The sequence below is a fragment of the Methylocapsa sp. D3K7 genome (assembly GCF_029855125.1).
In the GTDB taxonomy this organism is placed as follows: domain Bacteria; phylum Pseudomonadota; class Alphaproteobacteria; order Rhizobiales; family Beijerinckiaceae; genus Methylocapsa.
Genome location: NZ_CP123229.1, coordinates 2,690,079 through 2,705,862 on the forward strand (window position 1 = coordinate 2,690,079; position 15,784 = coordinate 2,705,862).

Sequence of the window (15,784 nt, forward strand, 5' to 3'; positions counted from 1 at the left end):
AAACTCACCTGAAGCACGGGAAGCGAGGGGCCGCTCAAATCGCGAAATCCGCACCAGCGGTTTTTTCATCCCACAGCTTTAGATCTTCCGTGCGTCGGCAGATGTCGTCGATCGTGATGGTCTCGAGCTTATCTAGAAACACTTGACCGGCGGCCTCAACGATCGGTGCAACCACCTGCTTGACAAGCTGGCAGTGTGGCGCCTCACCGGACTCGCCTCCCGTTTCGCTGGATACGGCCCGCAGAATGGAAGCCGCAGTAATCCGGCGGCGTTCGCGCGCCAACTCATAACCGCCGCGCGGGCCGCGCACCCCTTTCAAGATATTGGCGTGAACAAGCTCCTGGAGCAGGGATTCGAGGCGCCGGGGCGGCAGTTCGAGCCGCGCCGCGAGTGCCTTGGCCGCGACCGGCAGGGGACGCGCGTGGATTGCGATGTCGACAACCGCGGCGAGCGCGAGCTGGCCACGGCGGGAGAGAAGTATCACTTGGGCTCCTCCCATCCCGTGAAGGTCCCCGTCGATCCAAATCCATTGGCGTCGCGCTGGGTCACGGTGAGCTCCGCCGTTTCGACGAGTACCGCCCTTGCGCAGGCCGCAACGACGAGTTGGGCGATCCGGGCACCCCGGACGATTTCGAAGGGCTCATCGCCGAGATTGATCAACAGCACGCCGACTTCGCCGCGATAATCGGAATCGATCGTGCCGGGCGCGTTGAGCACCGTGACACCATGATCCCGCGCGAGCCCGGACCGTGGCCTGACCTGGGCCTCATAGTCTTGCGGAATGGCGAGCGCGATACCGGTTTGCACCAAATGCCGGCCGCCAGGTTCGAGCACGATTTTTGTGTTGAGCGGTAAGGCGGCGAGAAGATCAATTCCGGCTGCGCCCGGCGTTTGATAGGCGGGCAGGGGCAGGCCCTTGCCGTGCGGCAAGCGTTTCAGCCCGATCTTGACGGCCTCCGCGCGGGGCTTCACTGGCCGTTGCCGCCCAGCATGCCCGCAATCTTTTCGATCAGTCTCGCGGCAACTTTTTGCTTGGTCATCAAGGGCAAATTCTCTTTGCCTTGCTTGGTCAAAAGCGACACTTTATTGCTCTCTCCCCCGAGGACGCCCGCCTCGGTCACATCATTGGCGACGATCATATCGCAATTTTTGGCAATCAGTTTTGCTTGTGCGTTTTCTTGAAGCTTTTCACTTTCCGCCGCAAAACCCACTACGAGTGCCGGGCGGTCCTTCGAACGGCGTCCGATCGCCGCCAAAATATCTGGATTTTCGACAAGCGTCAGAGCCGGCGTTTCCTCTGGGTGTTTCTTGATTTTTGCAAGGGAGGTTTCCGCCACCCGCCAATCGGCGACGGCCGCAACGCCGATGAAAATATCGGCCGGCAGGGCCGCCTCGACTTGCGTCAACATCTCCTGTGCGGTTTCGACATGGATGGTCTTGACGCCAAACGGATCGGCCAGCGAGACCGGACCCGAAATCAAAACGACATTGGCACCGGCGGCTGCGGCTGCTGCGGCGATCGCATGGCCCTGTTTGCCAGATGAGCGGTTGGCGATATAGCGCACCGGATCGATGGGTTCATGCGTCGGCCCCGAGGTTATGACCACGCGCCGCCCTTTGAGGGATCCTGGGCCCGCCGATTCGTCAGAAAGGTCTCCAGGCAACGGAAGCCGCATATCGCCCGAGAGCAAGTGCTCGATCGCGGTAAGAATGCCGGCTGGTTCGCTCATCCGGCCCAGCCCATATTCGCCGCAAGCCATATCGCCCGATTCGGGGCCAACAAAAATCACCCCGTCTTTTTGCAAAAGTGCCACGCTGCGCTGAGTCGCCGGATGCAGCCACATCCGCACATTCATCGCGGGCGCGGCGAGGATTTTCTTATCGGTGGCGAGCAAAAGCGTTGAGGCGAGATCGCCTGCAAGGCCCTGCGCCATCTTGGCGAGAAGATCCGCGGTTGCGGGTGCTGCGACAAGCAGGTCGGCGTCGCGGGAGAGTTCGATATGGCCCATGCCGGAATCGCCAGTGAGCGCGAAAAGCTCGTCGAAAACCTCACTCCCGGTCAAGCTTTCGACGGAGAGTTTTGTCACGAATTTTTTCGCAGCCTCCGTCATCACCACCCGCACAAAGATTCCCCGCTCGCGCAAACGGCGGATGAGTTCGAGCGTCTTATAGGCGGCGATGCCGCCGCCGATGATGAGAAGAATGCGTTTTTCCGGAAATGCGGTCATAACGCTCGGTCCTCTCGCGCTTTAAAAACTGTTAGCGCCAGTTTAAACCGAGCGGAAGAACTTTAGCTGTCGAGCCTCAGGAAAGGCGGGGTTGCGGTTTAACCGGTCCTTGACCCATTGGGTTCCGGGACGAGGCTCATTGATGGTCCGGAGGAAGAATGAGATAAACGCGTTGCGCTTGGGCGGGTGTTAAATAGAACCGCTCGCCTTCCCTATAGGCCGCATTTCCCGTAACCACTTCAAACTCGTACATGGCGGCGCATGGGTCCTGCCTCGTTTCGGCGGCCGGCACCTCTCCGAGAAAACGCACGCTCTTCGGCAAGTGGCATGTGGGAGCACCTTGCTCGCTGAAGTCCCGAACCCAGTTACTGGCCCCTTGATCCATATCCATCATCGCCACCGTGCCTAATTCAGTTTCATGCATATAAATCCCGCTAGCCTGCAAAATCCAATTTTCATATTCGATGATATGATGCATTTTATGCATCATGGAACTCCAATGGATTGATGATTTTCTTGCCTTAAGCCAGACACGGAATTTTACCCGCGCGGCGAAGGTGCGATGCACGACACAATCCGCTTATAGCCGCCGCGTGCAGAGGCTGGAGGAATGGCTCGGCGCGCCTTTGTTTTACAGGCAGTCGCGTCCCGTCAGCCTTACCCCCGCGGGAGAGGAATTTCTGACCCGTGCCCACAGGTTACGCGAAGATATCTTCGATACCCGTCGGGCCGTATTAAGCACGTCCAGCCATTTCAAGAAAACGTTGCGCATTTACACAACCAATACGCTCGCCGCCACCTTCCTTCCGGCATGGCTGGCCGAAAGCAAATTGGAAAATTACTCGCTGATTGTCGCGTCCATCGCGGGCTGTCTCGAGGCGCTCAAGCGAAAACATGCCGATATGAGCTTGATCCCGCATTTCGGCAGGGAAGATATGCTACCTGGCTTCGATGTTCAGGACATTGGCGAGGATCGTCTGGTGCTTGTCTCGGCCGCAACGCAAAAACGACCGGTGTCCTGCGCCAACAATAAGCTCAGCGGCGCTGTGATGGTCTATACGCCCGGCACGGCCTATGGGATGCAAATTGCCGCGATGTTGGATCAGCATCATATTCACATTCAGGAATCGCCGGTCTGCGAAAGCGCATCGGCGGAAGCTCTCTTCGCACAAGTGAAAGCGGGGCTGGGATCGGCATGGATTCCCGAAATCCTGTTCCGTGGCAGCAAAGTCAAAAGATGCGCGGCACCAAGCTTCTTCGATATTTCCTACAAAATCTTGCTGATTAAGCCGCCGCAAGAGCGGAATGCCGGGTAGAATCTTTCCGGCGCGAAGATGAGTTCAAGCATAGGCCGAGATGCCGTTCCACCTCCATCGAATCAAAGTCTCAAAGGCGTTCATCGCTTTCACATTTTAATAAACAAATTGGCTTGGCGGACAGTACCGTTGACTTAGCCTTATGGTGCGATAATATGGCATGGACTAAGTTAGCAAGGCTTAGTTTCAACCAAAATCATCTCGATCGTTTGTTTCCGGGGGGACACAATGACCGGCCACCATAGCATTATCCAGCGCGGCCTGAGCGCAACCCGTTCCCTGCTCGCCCAGGGTCGGTTTGGCCGGATGTTTCGAAATACCCCGCCTGCCCAGTTCGGCCGTACCGAGGCCGATAACATCGCCAATCTTTCCGCTTTGGCGGACCGCATGTCTGCTGGATTTGACCCGCCAAAAGACGGACCCGATGCGGAGGAGAGCGGCATCCCCGCCCTTTACACCTACCTGGGTCAGTTCATCGACCACGATATCACCTACGATCCGGTGAGCTTGCTCACCAAATCACAAGATCCAGACGGCCTGGTCGACTTTCGCACTCCGGCCCTGGATCTCGACAACGTCTATGGCCGCGGGCCGAGCGACCAGCCCTACATCTATGACGGGCTCAAGTTTCGGCTGGGCGATACACTGAAAGGTCAGGATCTGGCGGACGCCAATGATCTGCCCAGATTCGGCGGCCGCGCCCTGATCGGCGATCCGCGCAATGACGAGAACAGCATCGTATCGCAACTACAGAGTCTTTTCCTCCGGTTCCATAACCGAATGGTCGACGATAATCCGGGTCTCGGTTTTGAAAGCGTGCAAGAAAGAGTGCGGTTCCACTATCAGTATATTGTCCTGAACGACTTTCTTCCGCGCATTATCAGCGCCCCAGTGCTCGGCGCGCTCAAGACAGGCTCCAGCTACGATCAGAATAAGATGAAGTTTTTTCATTGGCACAACACGCCCTTCATGCCCGTGGAGTTCTCCGTAGCGGCATACCGCCTGGGACATTCCATGATCAGACCGGGCTATCGACTCAACTCCGCTGATGACATGCTACTTCCAATATTCCCCGTCGGTGAGCTGAAGGTCGGACTGACCGGGTTCCAGACCATGGCGGTGGGTCGCGCTATTGACTGGGGCCGGTTCATCGACATCGACAACCGCGCTTATGGTGGCGATGGTGAGGACGCGGCCAATAAGCTGCGCCTCCAGTTTGCTTATCGGATTGATGCCTCATTGGTTAGTCCGCTCAAGAAACTTCCGGATCTTGTCGCGTCCGACCCACCGCCATCGCTGGGCCTACGCAATCTTGAGCGTGGATGGCGGCTCAGATTGCCATCGGGACAGGCGGTCGCTAAGGCGATGCAGATTAACCCGCTCGACGATTCTGATATCCTGATCGGAAAGGCTGTCGATGTTCCAGATCCGGGCGAAGAACCGGTGCCGATTGACCAGATCGCGAACGGTGCGTTTGCCAAGAACTGTCCGCTCTGGACCTATGTTCTCGCTGAAGCTGCCCATCAATCGACTCCGCTAAAAATCCCTGTCACAGGCCCACCGAAGACTATTAACACGCCACAACTCGGGCCGGTGGGCGGACGGATCGTTGCCGAGGTCATTCTCGGCTTGATCTTTGGCGATCCCACTTCAATGCTCTCGCTCGATCCCCAATGGAAGCCGGTGACGGGCCCGGATTTCGCGCTGAAAGATTTCGTCGCCTACGCCCTGGGTCAAGGGCCGTCGCTTCATTAGCGGATCGAACCGTGGAGATTAAGCGGGCGCCGGCACTCTGACCTGAACCGCCCCACGAGACTGCTGATCTCCCGGCAAACCAACCCATGCCCGCTAGCTCCCCTCCACCCCCTTGGCGGCGGCATCGAGAATATCGGAGATCTTCGCGACCTGTTCGGCGCTGAGCGGGCCTTGTGAGAGGCGCAGCCGCAAGGCGAGTTTCAGATTTTCCATCGCCCGCAGAATTTGCGGCGCCGGGCCGCCGCCGTGACGGGCATTGATTTCCGCGATGCGGCCGAAGATCGCGTCGACCAGGCCGCGATTGCGTTCCAGCAAGGTTTCGCCATCCGGCGTGATCGCATAAAGCTTGCGCGGCCCATCGGTCGACTCGACGCGGATCATCCCCTGCTCTTCAAGAAGCGTCAGGGCTGGATAGACGACGCCGGGGCTCGGCGCATAAGCGCCCCCCAAACGATCCTCGATCGCCTTGATGATTTCGTAGCCGTGCGAGGGTTTTTCACTGATCAGTTTCAAAATAACGAGGCGGACGTCGCCCTGGTCGAACATCCGGCGGCGGGCGCCAAATAAACCAAAATGCCGGCGCCGCTCGCCGCCGCCATAAGCGCCGTCGCGCTGTGCGCAGGAATGGGAAAAACGGTGAAAATGCATGAGAAACTCCTCAACCGACCAATTTAGATATATCTGATAAAGATATATCTAGATAAGATCGGTACAAGGCCGGATCGCAATTTTTTTTTGCTCATTGCGGGAAGCCCGCCGCGCGACGGGTAAATCCCCGGAAACGCCCCAATCCAAACAAACAAAACTCGTGACCGTGACATATCCGTCATATCGCGGCGTATTGTTCTCCTTTACAAAGTATAAATACCGCCAACCCCATCTAAATTTGGTGCGAAAATGTCCATTTTGACTCGCCGCTCAATCCTCGCCGGAGTTTCCGCGTCCGCCGCTGCGTCTCTCGCCGGATGTGTCAGTTCAAACCCCAATGCCAGCGTCGCAGCTGCTATTCCCCCGTCTGCCCCGCAGTCGCCCTCGCCCGCCGTGGCGAATGCCGTCTCGCCGAATTACAACGACGTTTATGGCGAGGTTAAAGACGCCAACTTCACTGTGCCCCCCGTAAAATTGTCGGATGTCAATTCTACTTTTTTGCGGACGAACATTGCCTATGACACCAAGGAAGCACCGGGCACCATCGTCGTCGATCCCGCCAATCACTATCTTTACCACGTGGAAGAGGGCGGCAGGGCAACCCGCTACGGCGTCGGTGTGGGACGCGAAGGCTTCGTCTGGACCGGGGACGCAACGATCAAGAGCAAGCAGGAATGGCCGGACTGGTATCCGCCCAAGGAAATGATGGACCGCAGACCTGACCTCAAGAAATCGATGGTTGCGCTGCAAAGCGGCGAGGGCATGCATGGCGGCCCATCCAACCCTCTGGGCGCCCGCGCCATGTATCTTTGGCAGGGGAACAAGGACACCTATTTCCGCATCCATGGGACGAACGAGCCTTGGACGATCGGCCTCAGCCAATCCTCCGGCTGCATTCGCATGATCAACCAGGATGCGATGGATCTCTATCAGAAAACGCCGGTCGGCACCCGGGTCGTGGTGCTCGCCTCTCCTGGAGCCAACAAGCTCGCCAGTGCCGGGTAGAGGCTTGGTGGCTATCTCTGACAGCCGCCGCAATAAAAGGTGGCGCGGCCGGATTGTGTGATCCGCTGTACCACGCCGCCGCAGTGGAGGCAGGGCGCGCCATCGCGGCCATAGACTTTGAAATTGTGCTGGAAATAACCCAACGCGCCATTGGTTTGCCGGTGGTCGCGCAGGGATGATCCGCCCGCCGCCACCGCCTCTTCGAGGACTTCGCGGATGACACGCGCGAGTAAAATCGCGCGTTGGTGAGGGCCGCCATCTTTGCGCGCGAGACTGGCGGCGGCGCGAAGCGGCGACAGCCCAGCCCGGTGCAAAGCCTCGCAGACATAAATATTGCCAAGCCCGGCGATCAAACTCTGATCGAGCAGTGTGGCCTTCAGCGGCGCTTTCTTGCCAGCGAAAAGCCTGGCCAGGGTGGCGCCATCAAGCTCGCCGCCGAGTGGCTCGATTCCGATATTCTTGAAGAGAGGATGGCCGGCGAAGTCCGGCCGCGCGATCAATTGCATGAAACCGAAACGGCGCGGGTCGTTGTAAACAATGCGGGCGCCGGTCGAGAGGTCGAAGGCGACATGGTCGTGCGCGGAATTTTTCGGCGCCGCCTCGAACGCTGGCGGCCGATGCCCCGCGTCGCCGGATTGTTCAATGCGGAACGATCCCGACATGCCAAGATGCATGACGAGCAGATCCGCCCCGTCAAGATCGGCGATCAGATATTTCGCCCGGCGCCGCAACCCCTCGACGCGCCGGCCGGTCAGCCGCTCCGCAAAATGCTCGGGAAAAGGAAACCGCAAATCCGGCCGCCGCTGTTCGATCGCGATCAGCCGCGCCCCAAGCATGGCGGGCTCCAGCCCCCGGCGGACCGTTTCGACTTCGGGCAGTTCAGGCACCTATGGCATCCTTGGTTGGGCTCAGCCAATTGCGGCGCAATTGGCTTTCCGGTCAAATGCAACAGACGAAAACGCACAGAGGGCTGCTGCGGGTAGCGCGGCAAACCCAGCGCCGCCCCAGGAATGCCGGCTTTTATTTGTCACGTGTACTACTCATGGTTCAGCGATGAGTGATCGAATTGGTGGCAATCTTGGCCTTCTTCGTGCGTTCTAGGTTATGATGCCCGCCAATCAGGTAGAAGCGTGGGGGTGAATTTTATCCCCAGGCGCGCCACCACCTATCCAGGAGACTTGCATGTTCTCACGACGCGACGGTTTGCGATTGACATTGGGGCTGGCGGCGACTTTGGCGGCGGGTGCCCGGCCAGGCCTTTTTTCGTCCGCCCTTGCCGCGGACCCCGTGTTCAAGGTTCCGCCGCTCGGCTATGGCTACGACGCGCTTGAGCCCTACATCGATACGTTGACCATGACGATCCACCATGACAAGCATCATGGAGCTTATGTCGCGGCCCTCAATGGGCTCGTCGAAAAATATCCCGAACTTGCCACCACTTCGCCCGTCGCAATTCTTACCGATCTCACGGTGGTGCCGGAAACGGTGCGGGCGCCGGTGCGCAACAATCTCGGCGGCCATTGGAACCATTCCTTCTTTTGGGAGCTGATGACGCCGGGCGGCGCCAAGGAGCCCGGCGGGGATCTAAAAACCGCGATCGACTCTACATTTGGCTCGAAAGCCCAGCTCATCGAGAAAGTCAACGCCACGGGGACCGGCCGCTTCGGCTCCGGCTGGGCGTGGCTTGTGGTTGGGAAGGACGGCAAGCTTGCGATCGTCTCGACTCCCAATCAGGATACACCACTCGATCAGGGGGTACAGCGGGTGGTGCTGGGCGTCGATGTGTGGGAGCACGCCTATTATCTCAAATATCAGAACAAGCGAGCCGATTACCTCGCGGCGTGGTGGAATACGGTGAATTGGGACAAGGCGGCGGCGAATTTCGCCAAGGCGCCAGTGTGAGTCTGGCGAGCGTGGGACAAGTGTTCGCTTATGCCGGCGCGGTCTGGTGGTGTATGGCGGTCGCGCTCTTTTGCGTCACGCTCGTCTGCGGCCTGGCGCAGCCCTGGCTGCAGCGGCGGCGCGGGACCCGCGAGGATCTCCCGCCCGTCTCGGCGATCATTCCCATAAAATTGCTCGATCCGGGTTTTGAGACCGCGCAAGCCTCGATTTTTGCGCAAGCCTATCCTGACTACGAGATGTTGATCGGCGCCGCCGAACAAGCCTCACCCGCGCTCGACGCCGCGAGACGGATTGCCGCTGCCCACCCGGATGTGCCCTGCCGGTTCGTGTGCTCGGCCGGCGCTGGAGCCGTCAGCCCAAAACTCAATACGCTTGCCGCACCCCTCGCCGCCGCGCGCCATGATTTCGTATTCACCAAGGATTCGAATATCACGCTCGATTCCGATACGATGGCCGCCTTCATGCAAAATTTTTCGCAAGATGTGGGTCTCGTCTGCGCGGTTCCAGTTGCGGTGCGGCCTGAAAGTTTCGCTGGTAGGATCGAAGCCTTTTTGATCAACGGGCATGCCCGGCTGTTACTCACGGCCTCGGCGCTCGGGATTGGCTTTGGCGTCGGCAAAACGATGCTGTTCCGGCTCAGTGATCTGGCTCGCGCGGGCGGTATCGAAGTTTTGAGCGGCACGCTCGCGGAGGATACGGCTCTTTCGATAGAACTCGCGCGGCAGGGCCTTAGGACGGTGTTTGCGCATCGGACGGTCGCCCAGGAAACCGGCGCGAGGAGTTTTGCCGACATCTATGAACGGCAGCTGCGCTGGGGCGTAATCCGGCGAAAGAACGAACGTTTCACCTTTCCCTTGGAGCCGCTTTCGAGCCCGCTTCCGGCGGCCGTTGCCGGGGCGCTCGCGGCGCCGCTTGCGGGGTGGCCGGCCTCTGCGGGTTTCTCATTGACACTCTTGCTGTGGTTCTGCGCCGAGACCGGCTTTGCGCTTTGTAAACGCTGGGACGTCTCGCTTTGGTCGCCGCTTGCGTTTCTCGGCCGCGAAGTGCTGGCGCTCGTGGCGTGGCTGCGCGCCTTTACCACCCATGATGTCGTTTGGGCGAAGACCAGGTTTGACGCGCGCAAAGGGGCGCTGGACGAGACGCAGGGCTAGCGGGGCTTCATTTCGCGCGGCGGCCCCGAAACCAAATCAGGGCCTTGGCCTCCGTCTCTTGTATCCATCCTGCCTTTGCATCCGTGTAGGCGTGTGAATCATTGGGATGGAGGTCCCGTGCCCGGCGCTTCTCGTTTTCATAGGCACGGGCCACTTCGGGACACGCGCGCAAATAATCTCGGAACGCGACATGGCGCTCGACCTCCGCGCAATTTGCGGTGAAAAAATGAAGCTGCACCAAGCGAATGCCATCTTCGCCGGAAAGAGTGCAGTAACGCCGTCTCGCTATCCCGAGTTCGCCATGCCAGATGTAGCCCAGCGCCTCGATGGTGGGGCGTTTCCGGTCAAGATCGGCGAGACTCGTTACGAGCGGCATCAAATCAACGATTGGCTTGGCGGCCAACCCCGGCACCGAGGTGGAGCCGATATGATGGACGCTAAGCAGGGTTGGCTCAAGAACCCGCAATTCTTCAGCATGGCGTGCCGCCACGCAAGGCCATCCGGGATCGTATGGGGCCAGGACGACGGGAATCGGTGGCGGCAAAGCGATGAACCCTATCTGTCGCCGCGCCCCGCACTGACATGCGCTGTCTTGAACACATAATCCCAAAACGGCACGCTGACCCCGAAGCCGCGTGTCGGATCACGGAAATGATGCAGCATATGGAGACGCCGCAAGGTCAGCCCAAGACGCGTCTTGGGCTCGGCATGATGTACATAATAATGCACCATGTCGTAGGACAGATAGCCGAGGATAAACCCCATCAGAACGGGATAGCCGAGGGGCAGGCCAAACAGCAGCCTCACCACGGCGTAGGCGATCAGCATGATCGGCCCGCTGAGCAGCACGGGCATAACGAGACGCAGCGGATCGTTGGGATGAACATGGTGCACGCCATGAATCAAAAAGTGAATCCGAGCGCCGAAGCGGCCGGGAAATTCATAATGGAACAGGAACCGGTGGCCGAAATATTCGATCAAGGTCCAAATGAAATAGCCGAGCCCCGCGGCGCCGAGCACGGCCCAAAGATCGAAGGATTTGAGGCTCAACCAGGCGAGCCCGAAAACCACCGGCGAATAGACAAAAAGCGGCATCGACCAATGCACGCGCGACAGTTTGTCGAGCAAGGGGTTCTCAAAAAGCCGTGGCGAGGCGCGCAAACTGTCCGCCGTCTGCGGGGCGCCGTTCCCAGGGTCGTTCGCTGCTGGCATCATTTTTGCCCTATCCTGTTTATCATACAGTCCGAATCGCCCTTTTGTCGAGTTTGTGGTGAATCCGACAGGGCCGCATGGAGGAAAACCGAGGATGTCTGCATGAAATGGACGGCCCCCGGCGTCAAGCCATTGCGGCGAAAGACCACGGCGTTGAATATATTTGCGTTGCGATATAATATCGCAAAATTGGGTAATTAATGAATCGGCTGGCGGCTCGCGGGTTTCACCACCATCGCGCCGGGCGCAGGCCAAAGAGGCGGCATTTCGGGATGCTTATGAGATGACAGAATTTTCGCATGATGGTTTTGCGACAAGCGCGCCACCCGTAAAGCAACGGCATCGCTCACTCTTGGAAACCTATGGGCTCCGGGCGACCCGGCAGCGTCTCGGGCTTGCCAAGCTTCTTTTAGGCAAAGGCAACCGGCATGTGACCGCCGATACCTTGGCCGCCGAAGCCAACTCTTTGAAAATGCGCGCTTCGCTGGCCACCGTCTACAATGTCCTCAATCTCTTTGCCCAGGTTGGGATCGTGCGCGCCCTGACAATCGAGGGGGCAAAGACCTTTTTCGATACGAACACAAGCGACCATAGTCATTTTTTCTTTGAAGACACAGGTCATATCGAGGACATTCCCGTCGAAGGAATGCAGTTCGCCAGCACCGTGACGCCCCCCGAGGGCTATGAAATCGTCAAGGTGGACGTCGTCTTCCGCCTGCGCCGCAAGCCGGGAACGAAGAACGCTTAATCTCAGACGCATCAAAGTAAGGGCCGTCATGGCTCGTCCGGCGGCTTCCGCGTGAGGATCTTGCGTCCGGTAAACATGGCCGACGTGATACCGCCGCCTTCATAAAGTTCGGTGAAAACCACCGCGGCGAGATGAAACGCGATAAGGATCGCTAGGGCATAGAACGCGACTTCGTGGACCTCGACAAACGGCCCGCGCAGCGCGCGCATGGCCTCGTAGGACGCCTTGTCGATCATGTCCACGGCGCCCGGTTGGACGAGCGCTGAATCAACGCCGGGGGCGGCGACCCATTGTGCGAACCAATGACCGAACGGCGGCCAGAACAGATCGGTTCCGGCGATGACGAGGCCGGTCGCCAATTGAACGAACAGAAGTAAAAGCAACAAGGTCACCCCGATGCGGGCAAGCGGATTGTGTCCCACGAATTGTTGCGGCTCGCCGGACAAGAATGATGCCGCGTAAGCGCGGAGGGACGCCAAATACCCCGGTCCTCCTGGCATGAAGGCTCGCCAGCGTGCGTAGCGGTTGCCATAGAAGGCCCAAATGAACCGCCAGAGAAGATTGGCCCCCATCACATAGCCGAAAAGCACATGGAGGCTTTTTAGCAAGATTTTGCCGGCGGCGGAGAGTCCGAGAGCGTCATCGTTGAGAACCACGAGCCCCGTCGCGATGAGCCCAAGGACGGCGGCCACGTTGATCCAGTGGAACCAGCGCGTGGGTGCATCCCATGCGAGATACCCCCTGTACTCAACGGCGTGGATTGGCGTCTGATGTGTCATGCGCGAAACCTTTACAGACGATCTACTATATTTTATTCGGGGCGCGAGCGCGTTGATACGTATCAATACCTTAGAGTGCTCGATCACAACGTAGGCGCGGGGCAGCGATTGCCCAAGCTTTGCCGGGATGAACGGGAAGCGTTAAAACGCCACATCCAAGTCGATCACCTCCTTCGCGGCTGTTTCTATTATGAACCGGGTCCCCGGCCGGCGGAAAATGCTCTAGGTTGCGATCATGCCAAAAAGCGCAGCCGGCCCTCCCCAACCTTTTCCATCGGCGACATCTGCCCTGGATGTAAGCGGACCCGGATTTGCGCCCGCCACTCAGCTCAAAGTCTCGCCGATGATGGCGCAATACAGCGCGATCAAGGCGCAAAATCCCGGTTCCCTCCTGTTTTACCGGATGGGCGATTTCTACGAATTGTTCTTCGGCGACGCCGAAATCGCCGCCCGGGCGCTCGGCATTGTTTTGACCAAGCGCGGCAAGCATGAGGGACAAGACATTCCCATGTGCGGGGTGCCGGTCGAGCGCGCCGAGGATTATCTGAATCGGCTGATCGGCCAGGGGCACCGCGTCGCCGTCTGCGAGCAGATCGAGGACCCGGCCGAGGCCCGCAAACGCGGCGCCAAATCCGTCGTTCACCGGCAGGTGGTGCGACTGGTGACGCCGGGCACCATCACCGAGGAGCTGCTGCTCGATCCCGTCCGCGCCAACAGTCTGCTCGCCCTTGCGAGCGGCGGCCCGCCGGAGGCGTTTTTTGGGCTGGCGTCCGTCGATATTTCAACGGGCACCTTTATCGTCGTCAGCGCCAGCGAGGCCTCCCTCGAGGCCGAAATCGCCCGCATCGATCCTGCCGAAATCGTCGTGCCCGAAGCCCTCCTCGACGTATCTTGTCTGGCGCGGTTCGCGCGCGAGACAAAACTGCCCGTGACGCCGCTTGGCCGCGAGGCGGCAGAGGGGGCGAGCGCCGAGCGCCGCATCAAGGATTATTTTGGTCTTGCGACGCTCGACGGATTGGGTGCGCTTTCCCGCACTGAGATCGCCGCCGCCGCCGTCGCACTCTTTTATATCGAGCGCACTCAGCTTGCCGCCCGGCCTGCTCTGAGCCTGCCGGCCCGGGTTTCCCGCGACGCGCGGATGGACATCGATGCGGCGACACGCGCCAATCTCGAGCTGACGCGAACGCTATCGGGCACACGGGACGGCTCGCTGCTGGCTGCGATCGACAAAACTGTCACCGCGCCCGGCAGCCGCCTGTTGGCCGAGCGCCTGGCAGCGCCTTTGACAGACCCAAGGGAAATCGAAGCCCGTTTGGATTCGGTCTCATTTTTTGCGGGCGAACCAGGTTTACGCAGGGAGATCCGTGCGGGCCTTAAGGCGGTGCCCGATATCAGCCGGGCTTTGTCGCGCCTCGCCCTCGATCGCGGCGGCCCGCGCGATGTGGCGGCGCTGGGCGCCGGAATTGAGGCCGCCAGCGCCGTTGCCGGCAGGTTGGCAGCAACCGGGCCGTTGCCCGCCGGGCTTGCGGAGGCGAGCACGGCCGCCGCGAGCGTCGACCCAGCCATCGCCGCGCGATTGCGGCAAGCGCTCGCCGAGTCTTTGCCGCTCAACCGGCGCGACGGCGGCTTTGTCCGCACCGGGTACGATGCGTCGCTCGACGAACTGCGGGCGCTGCGCGACGAAAACCGGGGCGTGATCGCGGCGCTGCAAGCGCGCTATTGCGAAATGGCGGAAACCAAGCAGCTCAAGCTCAAACACAATCACTTTCTCGGCTATTTCATCGAGGTGCCGCAAGCGCAGGGCGAACGGCTCCTAAAGCCGCCGCATGAGGGCGTGTTCATTCACCGGCAAACCATGGCGGACGCGATGCGTTTTTCGACGCGGGAGCTTGCCGAACTTGAGGTCAAGATCGCCTCCGCCGCCGACGAAGCACTTGCGCGGGAACAGACGATCTTCGAGGAACTCGCCGCGCAACTCTTGGGGGAGCAAACAGCACTCAAAAAGCTGGCGTCCGGGCTTGCCATCATCGATGTGGTGGCGGCGCTCGCTGAATTGGCGCAAGCCCTGGATTGGTCGCGGCCGCTCGTCGATGCCTCGCTGGCGTTCGACATCGAAAGCGGCCGGCATCCCGTCGTCGAAGCGGCTTTGCGCCGTGAGGGGCAAGTCTTTGCCGGAAATGACTGCAAATTGTCTGGTTTACCGGGCAAAGGCGGCCGGATCGCCGTCGTGACCGGCCCCAACATGGCTGGCAAATCCACCTATTTGAGGCAGAACGCGCTGATCGCTATTCTCGCTCAGATGGGCTCCTTCGTCCCGGCGGCGCGCGCCCACATCGGGGTTGTCGATAAGCTCTATTCCAGGGTTGGCGCCGCCGACGATCTTGCCCGCGGCCGCTCGACCTTCATGGTGGAAATGATCGAGACGGCGGCCATCCTCAATCAGGCTGGCGAGCACTCGCTCGTCATCCTCGATGAGATCGGCCGCGGCACCGCCACCTTCGACGGGCTTTCCATCGCCTGGGCGGTGATCGAGCATTTGCATGAAAAAAATCGGGCCCGGGCGCTGTTCGCCACGCATTTTCATGAATTGACGCGGCTTTCCGTAAATCTCGACCGGCTCGACAATCTCACCGTGCGGGTCACAGATTGGAACGGCGAGGTGGTGTTCCTGCATGAGATCGTGCCGGGCGCCGCCGATCGCTCCTATGGCATCCAGGTCGCCAAGCTCGCTGGGCTCCCCGGTCCGGTTGTGGCGAAGGCGCGCACGCTTCTGGCCGAATTCGAGGCCGCCGAGCGGCTTGCCTATGCGGACCGCTCGGTGGCCGATCTGCCGTTGTTCACGGCGGCACAGGGGCAGCCCGCTACCCCTGCGCCTCTTCAAGACGAAGCTTGGGTAATGGCCTTCGATGCCATCGACCCGGATGCTCTTTCGCCGCGTGCCGCTCTGGAGACGCTATACCGGCTGAAAAAACTGCGTGCTGGGGAGGGCTAACAATTTATATTGTGTACTATTTAATATGCTACGATAGAATAGCACAAA

General features: G+C 59.8%; 16 protein-coding genes. 7 read left to right on the forward strand and 9 right to left on the reverse strand.

Annotated elements, in window-relative coordinates:
- Window positions 1-34: 34 nt before the first annotated feature.
- The 4 genes from QEV83_RS12620 to QEV83_RS12635 all read right to left on the reverse strand — a co-directional run bounded on the left by QEV83_RS12620 (window position 35) and on the right by QEV83_RS12635 (window position 2,718).
- Window positions 35-484, reverse strand: coding sequence for an Rrf2 family transcriptional regulator (locus QEV83_RS12620; RefSeq protein ID WP_280128078.1), 450 nt, complete (start codon window positions 482-484; stop codon window positions 35-37).
- Complete coding sequence (dut, locus tag QEV83_RS12625; RefSeq protein WP_280128079.1) at window positions 481-972, reverse strand: dUTP diphosphatase; 492 nt, start codon at window positions 970-972, stop codon at window positions 481-483. Before dut ends, QEV83_RS12620 begins: the two co-directional genes overlap by 4 nt.
- The gene (gene coaBC, locus QEV83_RS12630) at window positions 969-2,228 is read right to left on the reverse strand and encodes a bifunctional phosphopantothenoylcysteine decarboxylase/phosphopantothenate--cysteine ligase CoaBC (protein WP_280128080.1); all 1,260 of its coding nucleotides are present in this window, start codon (window positions 2,226-2,228) and stop codon (window positions 969-971) included. The genes dut and coaBC overlap by 4 nt, the downstream gene beginning before the upstream one ends.
- A 136-nt stretch (window positions 2,229-2,364) precedes the next feature.
- Window positions 2,365-2,718 carry a hypothetical protein gene (locus QEV83_RS12635; RefSeq protein ID WP_280128081.1) on the reverse strand — a complete coding sequence of 118 codons (354 nt, stop codon included), beginning with the start codon at window positions 2,716-2,718 and terminating at the stop codon, window positions 2,365-2,367.
- On the opposite strand from QEV83_RS12635, the gene QEV83_RS12640 reads away from it, so the two are divergent.
- The gene (locus QEV83_RS12640; protein ID WP_280128082.1) at window positions 2,717-3,544 is read left to right on the forward strand and encodes a LysR family transcriptional regulator; all 828 of its coding nucleotides are present in this window, start codon (window positions 2,717-2,719) and stop codon (window positions 3,542-3,544) included. The genes QEV83_RS12635 and QEV83_RS12640 overlap by 2 nt on opposite strands.
- A gap of 228 nt (window positions 3,545-3,772) precedes the next feature.
- Window positions 3,773-5,299 carry a heme peroxidase family protein gene (locus tag QEV83_RS12645; protein ID WP_280128083.1) on the forward strand — a complete coding sequence of 509 codons (1,527 nt, stop codon included), beginning with the start codon at window positions 3,773-3,775 and terminating at the stop codon, window positions 5,297-5,299.
- Window positions 5,300-5,392: 93 nt separating this feature from the next.
- On the opposite strand, the gene QEV83_RS12650 is transcribed toward QEV83_RS12645, so the two are convergent.
- Entirely contained in the window at window positions 5,393-5,947 is a 555-nt protein-coding gene (locus QEV83_RS12650; protein WP_280128084.1) for a PadR family transcriptional regulator, read from the reverse strand.
- Window positions 5,948-6,196: 249 nt separating this feature from the next.
- On the opposite strand from QEV83_RS12650, the gene QEV83_RS12655 reads away from it, so the two are divergent.
- Window positions 6,197-6,952, forward strand: a complete 756-nt coding sequence (locus QEV83_RS12655; protein WP_280128085.1) for a L,D-transpeptidase — start codon at window positions 6,197-6,199, stop codon at window positions 6,950-6,952.
- 11 nt (window positions 6,953-6,963) lie between these two features.
- On the opposite strand, the gene mutM is transcribed toward QEV83_RS12655, so the two are convergent.
- A complete protein-coding gene (gene mutM / locus QEV83_RS12660; RefSeq protein ID WP_280128086.1) occupies window positions 6,964-7,839 on the reverse strand; it encodes a bifunctional DNA-formamidopyrimidine glycosylase/DNA-(apurinic or apyrimidinic site) lyase in 876 nt (291 codons plus the stop codon).
- Between the two features lie 295 nt (window positions 7,840-8,134).
- On the opposite strand from mutM, the gene QEV83_RS12665 reads away from it, so the two are divergent.
- Both QEV83_RS12665 and QEV83_RS12670 read left to right on the forward strand, forming a co-directional pair.
- Window positions 8,135-8,854: a superoxide dismutase gene (locus tag QEV83_RS12665; RefSeq protein WP_280128087.1), complete on the forward strand. Its 720-nt coding sequence runs from the start codon at window positions 8,135-8,137 to the stop codon at window positions 8,852-8,854.
- Window positions 8,851-10,005: a glycosyltransferase gene (locus QEV83_RS12670; protein WP_280128088.1), complete on the forward strand. Its 1,155-nt coding sequence runs from the start codon at window positions 8,851-8,853 to the stop codon at window positions 10,003-10,005. Before QEV83_RS12665 ends, QEV83_RS12670 begins: the two co-directional genes overlap by 4 nt.
- Window positions 10,006-10,012: 7 nt before the next feature.
- Here QEV83_RS12670 and QEV83_RS12675 read toward each other — a convergent pair whose 3' ends face one another.
- Both QEV83_RS12675 and QEV83_RS12680 read right to left on the reverse strand, forming a co-directional pair.
- A complete protein-coding gene (locus tag QEV83_RS12675) occupies window positions 10,013-10,495 on the reverse strand; it encodes a GrpB family protein (protein WP_280128089.1) in 483 nt (160 codons plus the stop codon).
- A 65-nt stretch (window positions 10,496-10,560) separates the two neighbouring features.
- Window positions 10,561-11,220: a sterol desaturase family protein gene (locus tag QEV83_RS12680; RefSeq protein WP_280128090.1), complete on the reverse strand. Its 660-nt coding sequence runs from the start codon at window positions 11,218-11,220 to the stop codon at window positions 10,561-10,563.
- Between the two features lie 280 nt (window positions 11,221-11,500).
- Between QEV83_RS12680 and irrA the strand changes: the two genes are divergently transcribed.
- A complete protein-coding gene (gene irrA, locus QEV83_RS12685; RefSeq protein WP_280128091.1) occupies window positions 11,501-11,965 on the forward strand; it encodes an iron response transcriptional regulator IrrA in 465 nt (154 codons plus the stop codon).
- 26 nt (window positions 11,966-11,991) lie between these two features.
- Here irrA and QEV83_RS12690 read toward each other — a convergent pair whose 3' ends face one another.
- Window positions 11,992-12,744: a cytochrome b/b6 domain-containing protein gene (locus QEV83_RS12690; RefSeq protein ID WP_280128092.1), complete on the reverse strand. Its 753-nt coding sequence runs from the start codon at window positions 12,742-12,744 to the stop codon at window positions 11,992-11,994.
- A gap of 343 nt (window positions 12,745-13,087) precedes the next feature.
- On the opposite strand from QEV83_RS12690, the gene mutS reads away from it, so the two are divergent.
- The gene (mutS, locus tag QEV83_RS12695) at window positions 13,088-15,736 is read left to right on the forward strand and encodes a DNA mismatch repair protein MutS (protein WP_280131052.1); all 2,649 of its coding nucleotides are present in this window, start codon (window positions 13,088-13,090) and stop codon (window positions 15,734-15,736) included.
- Window positions 15,737-15,784: the final 48 nt, after the last annotated feature.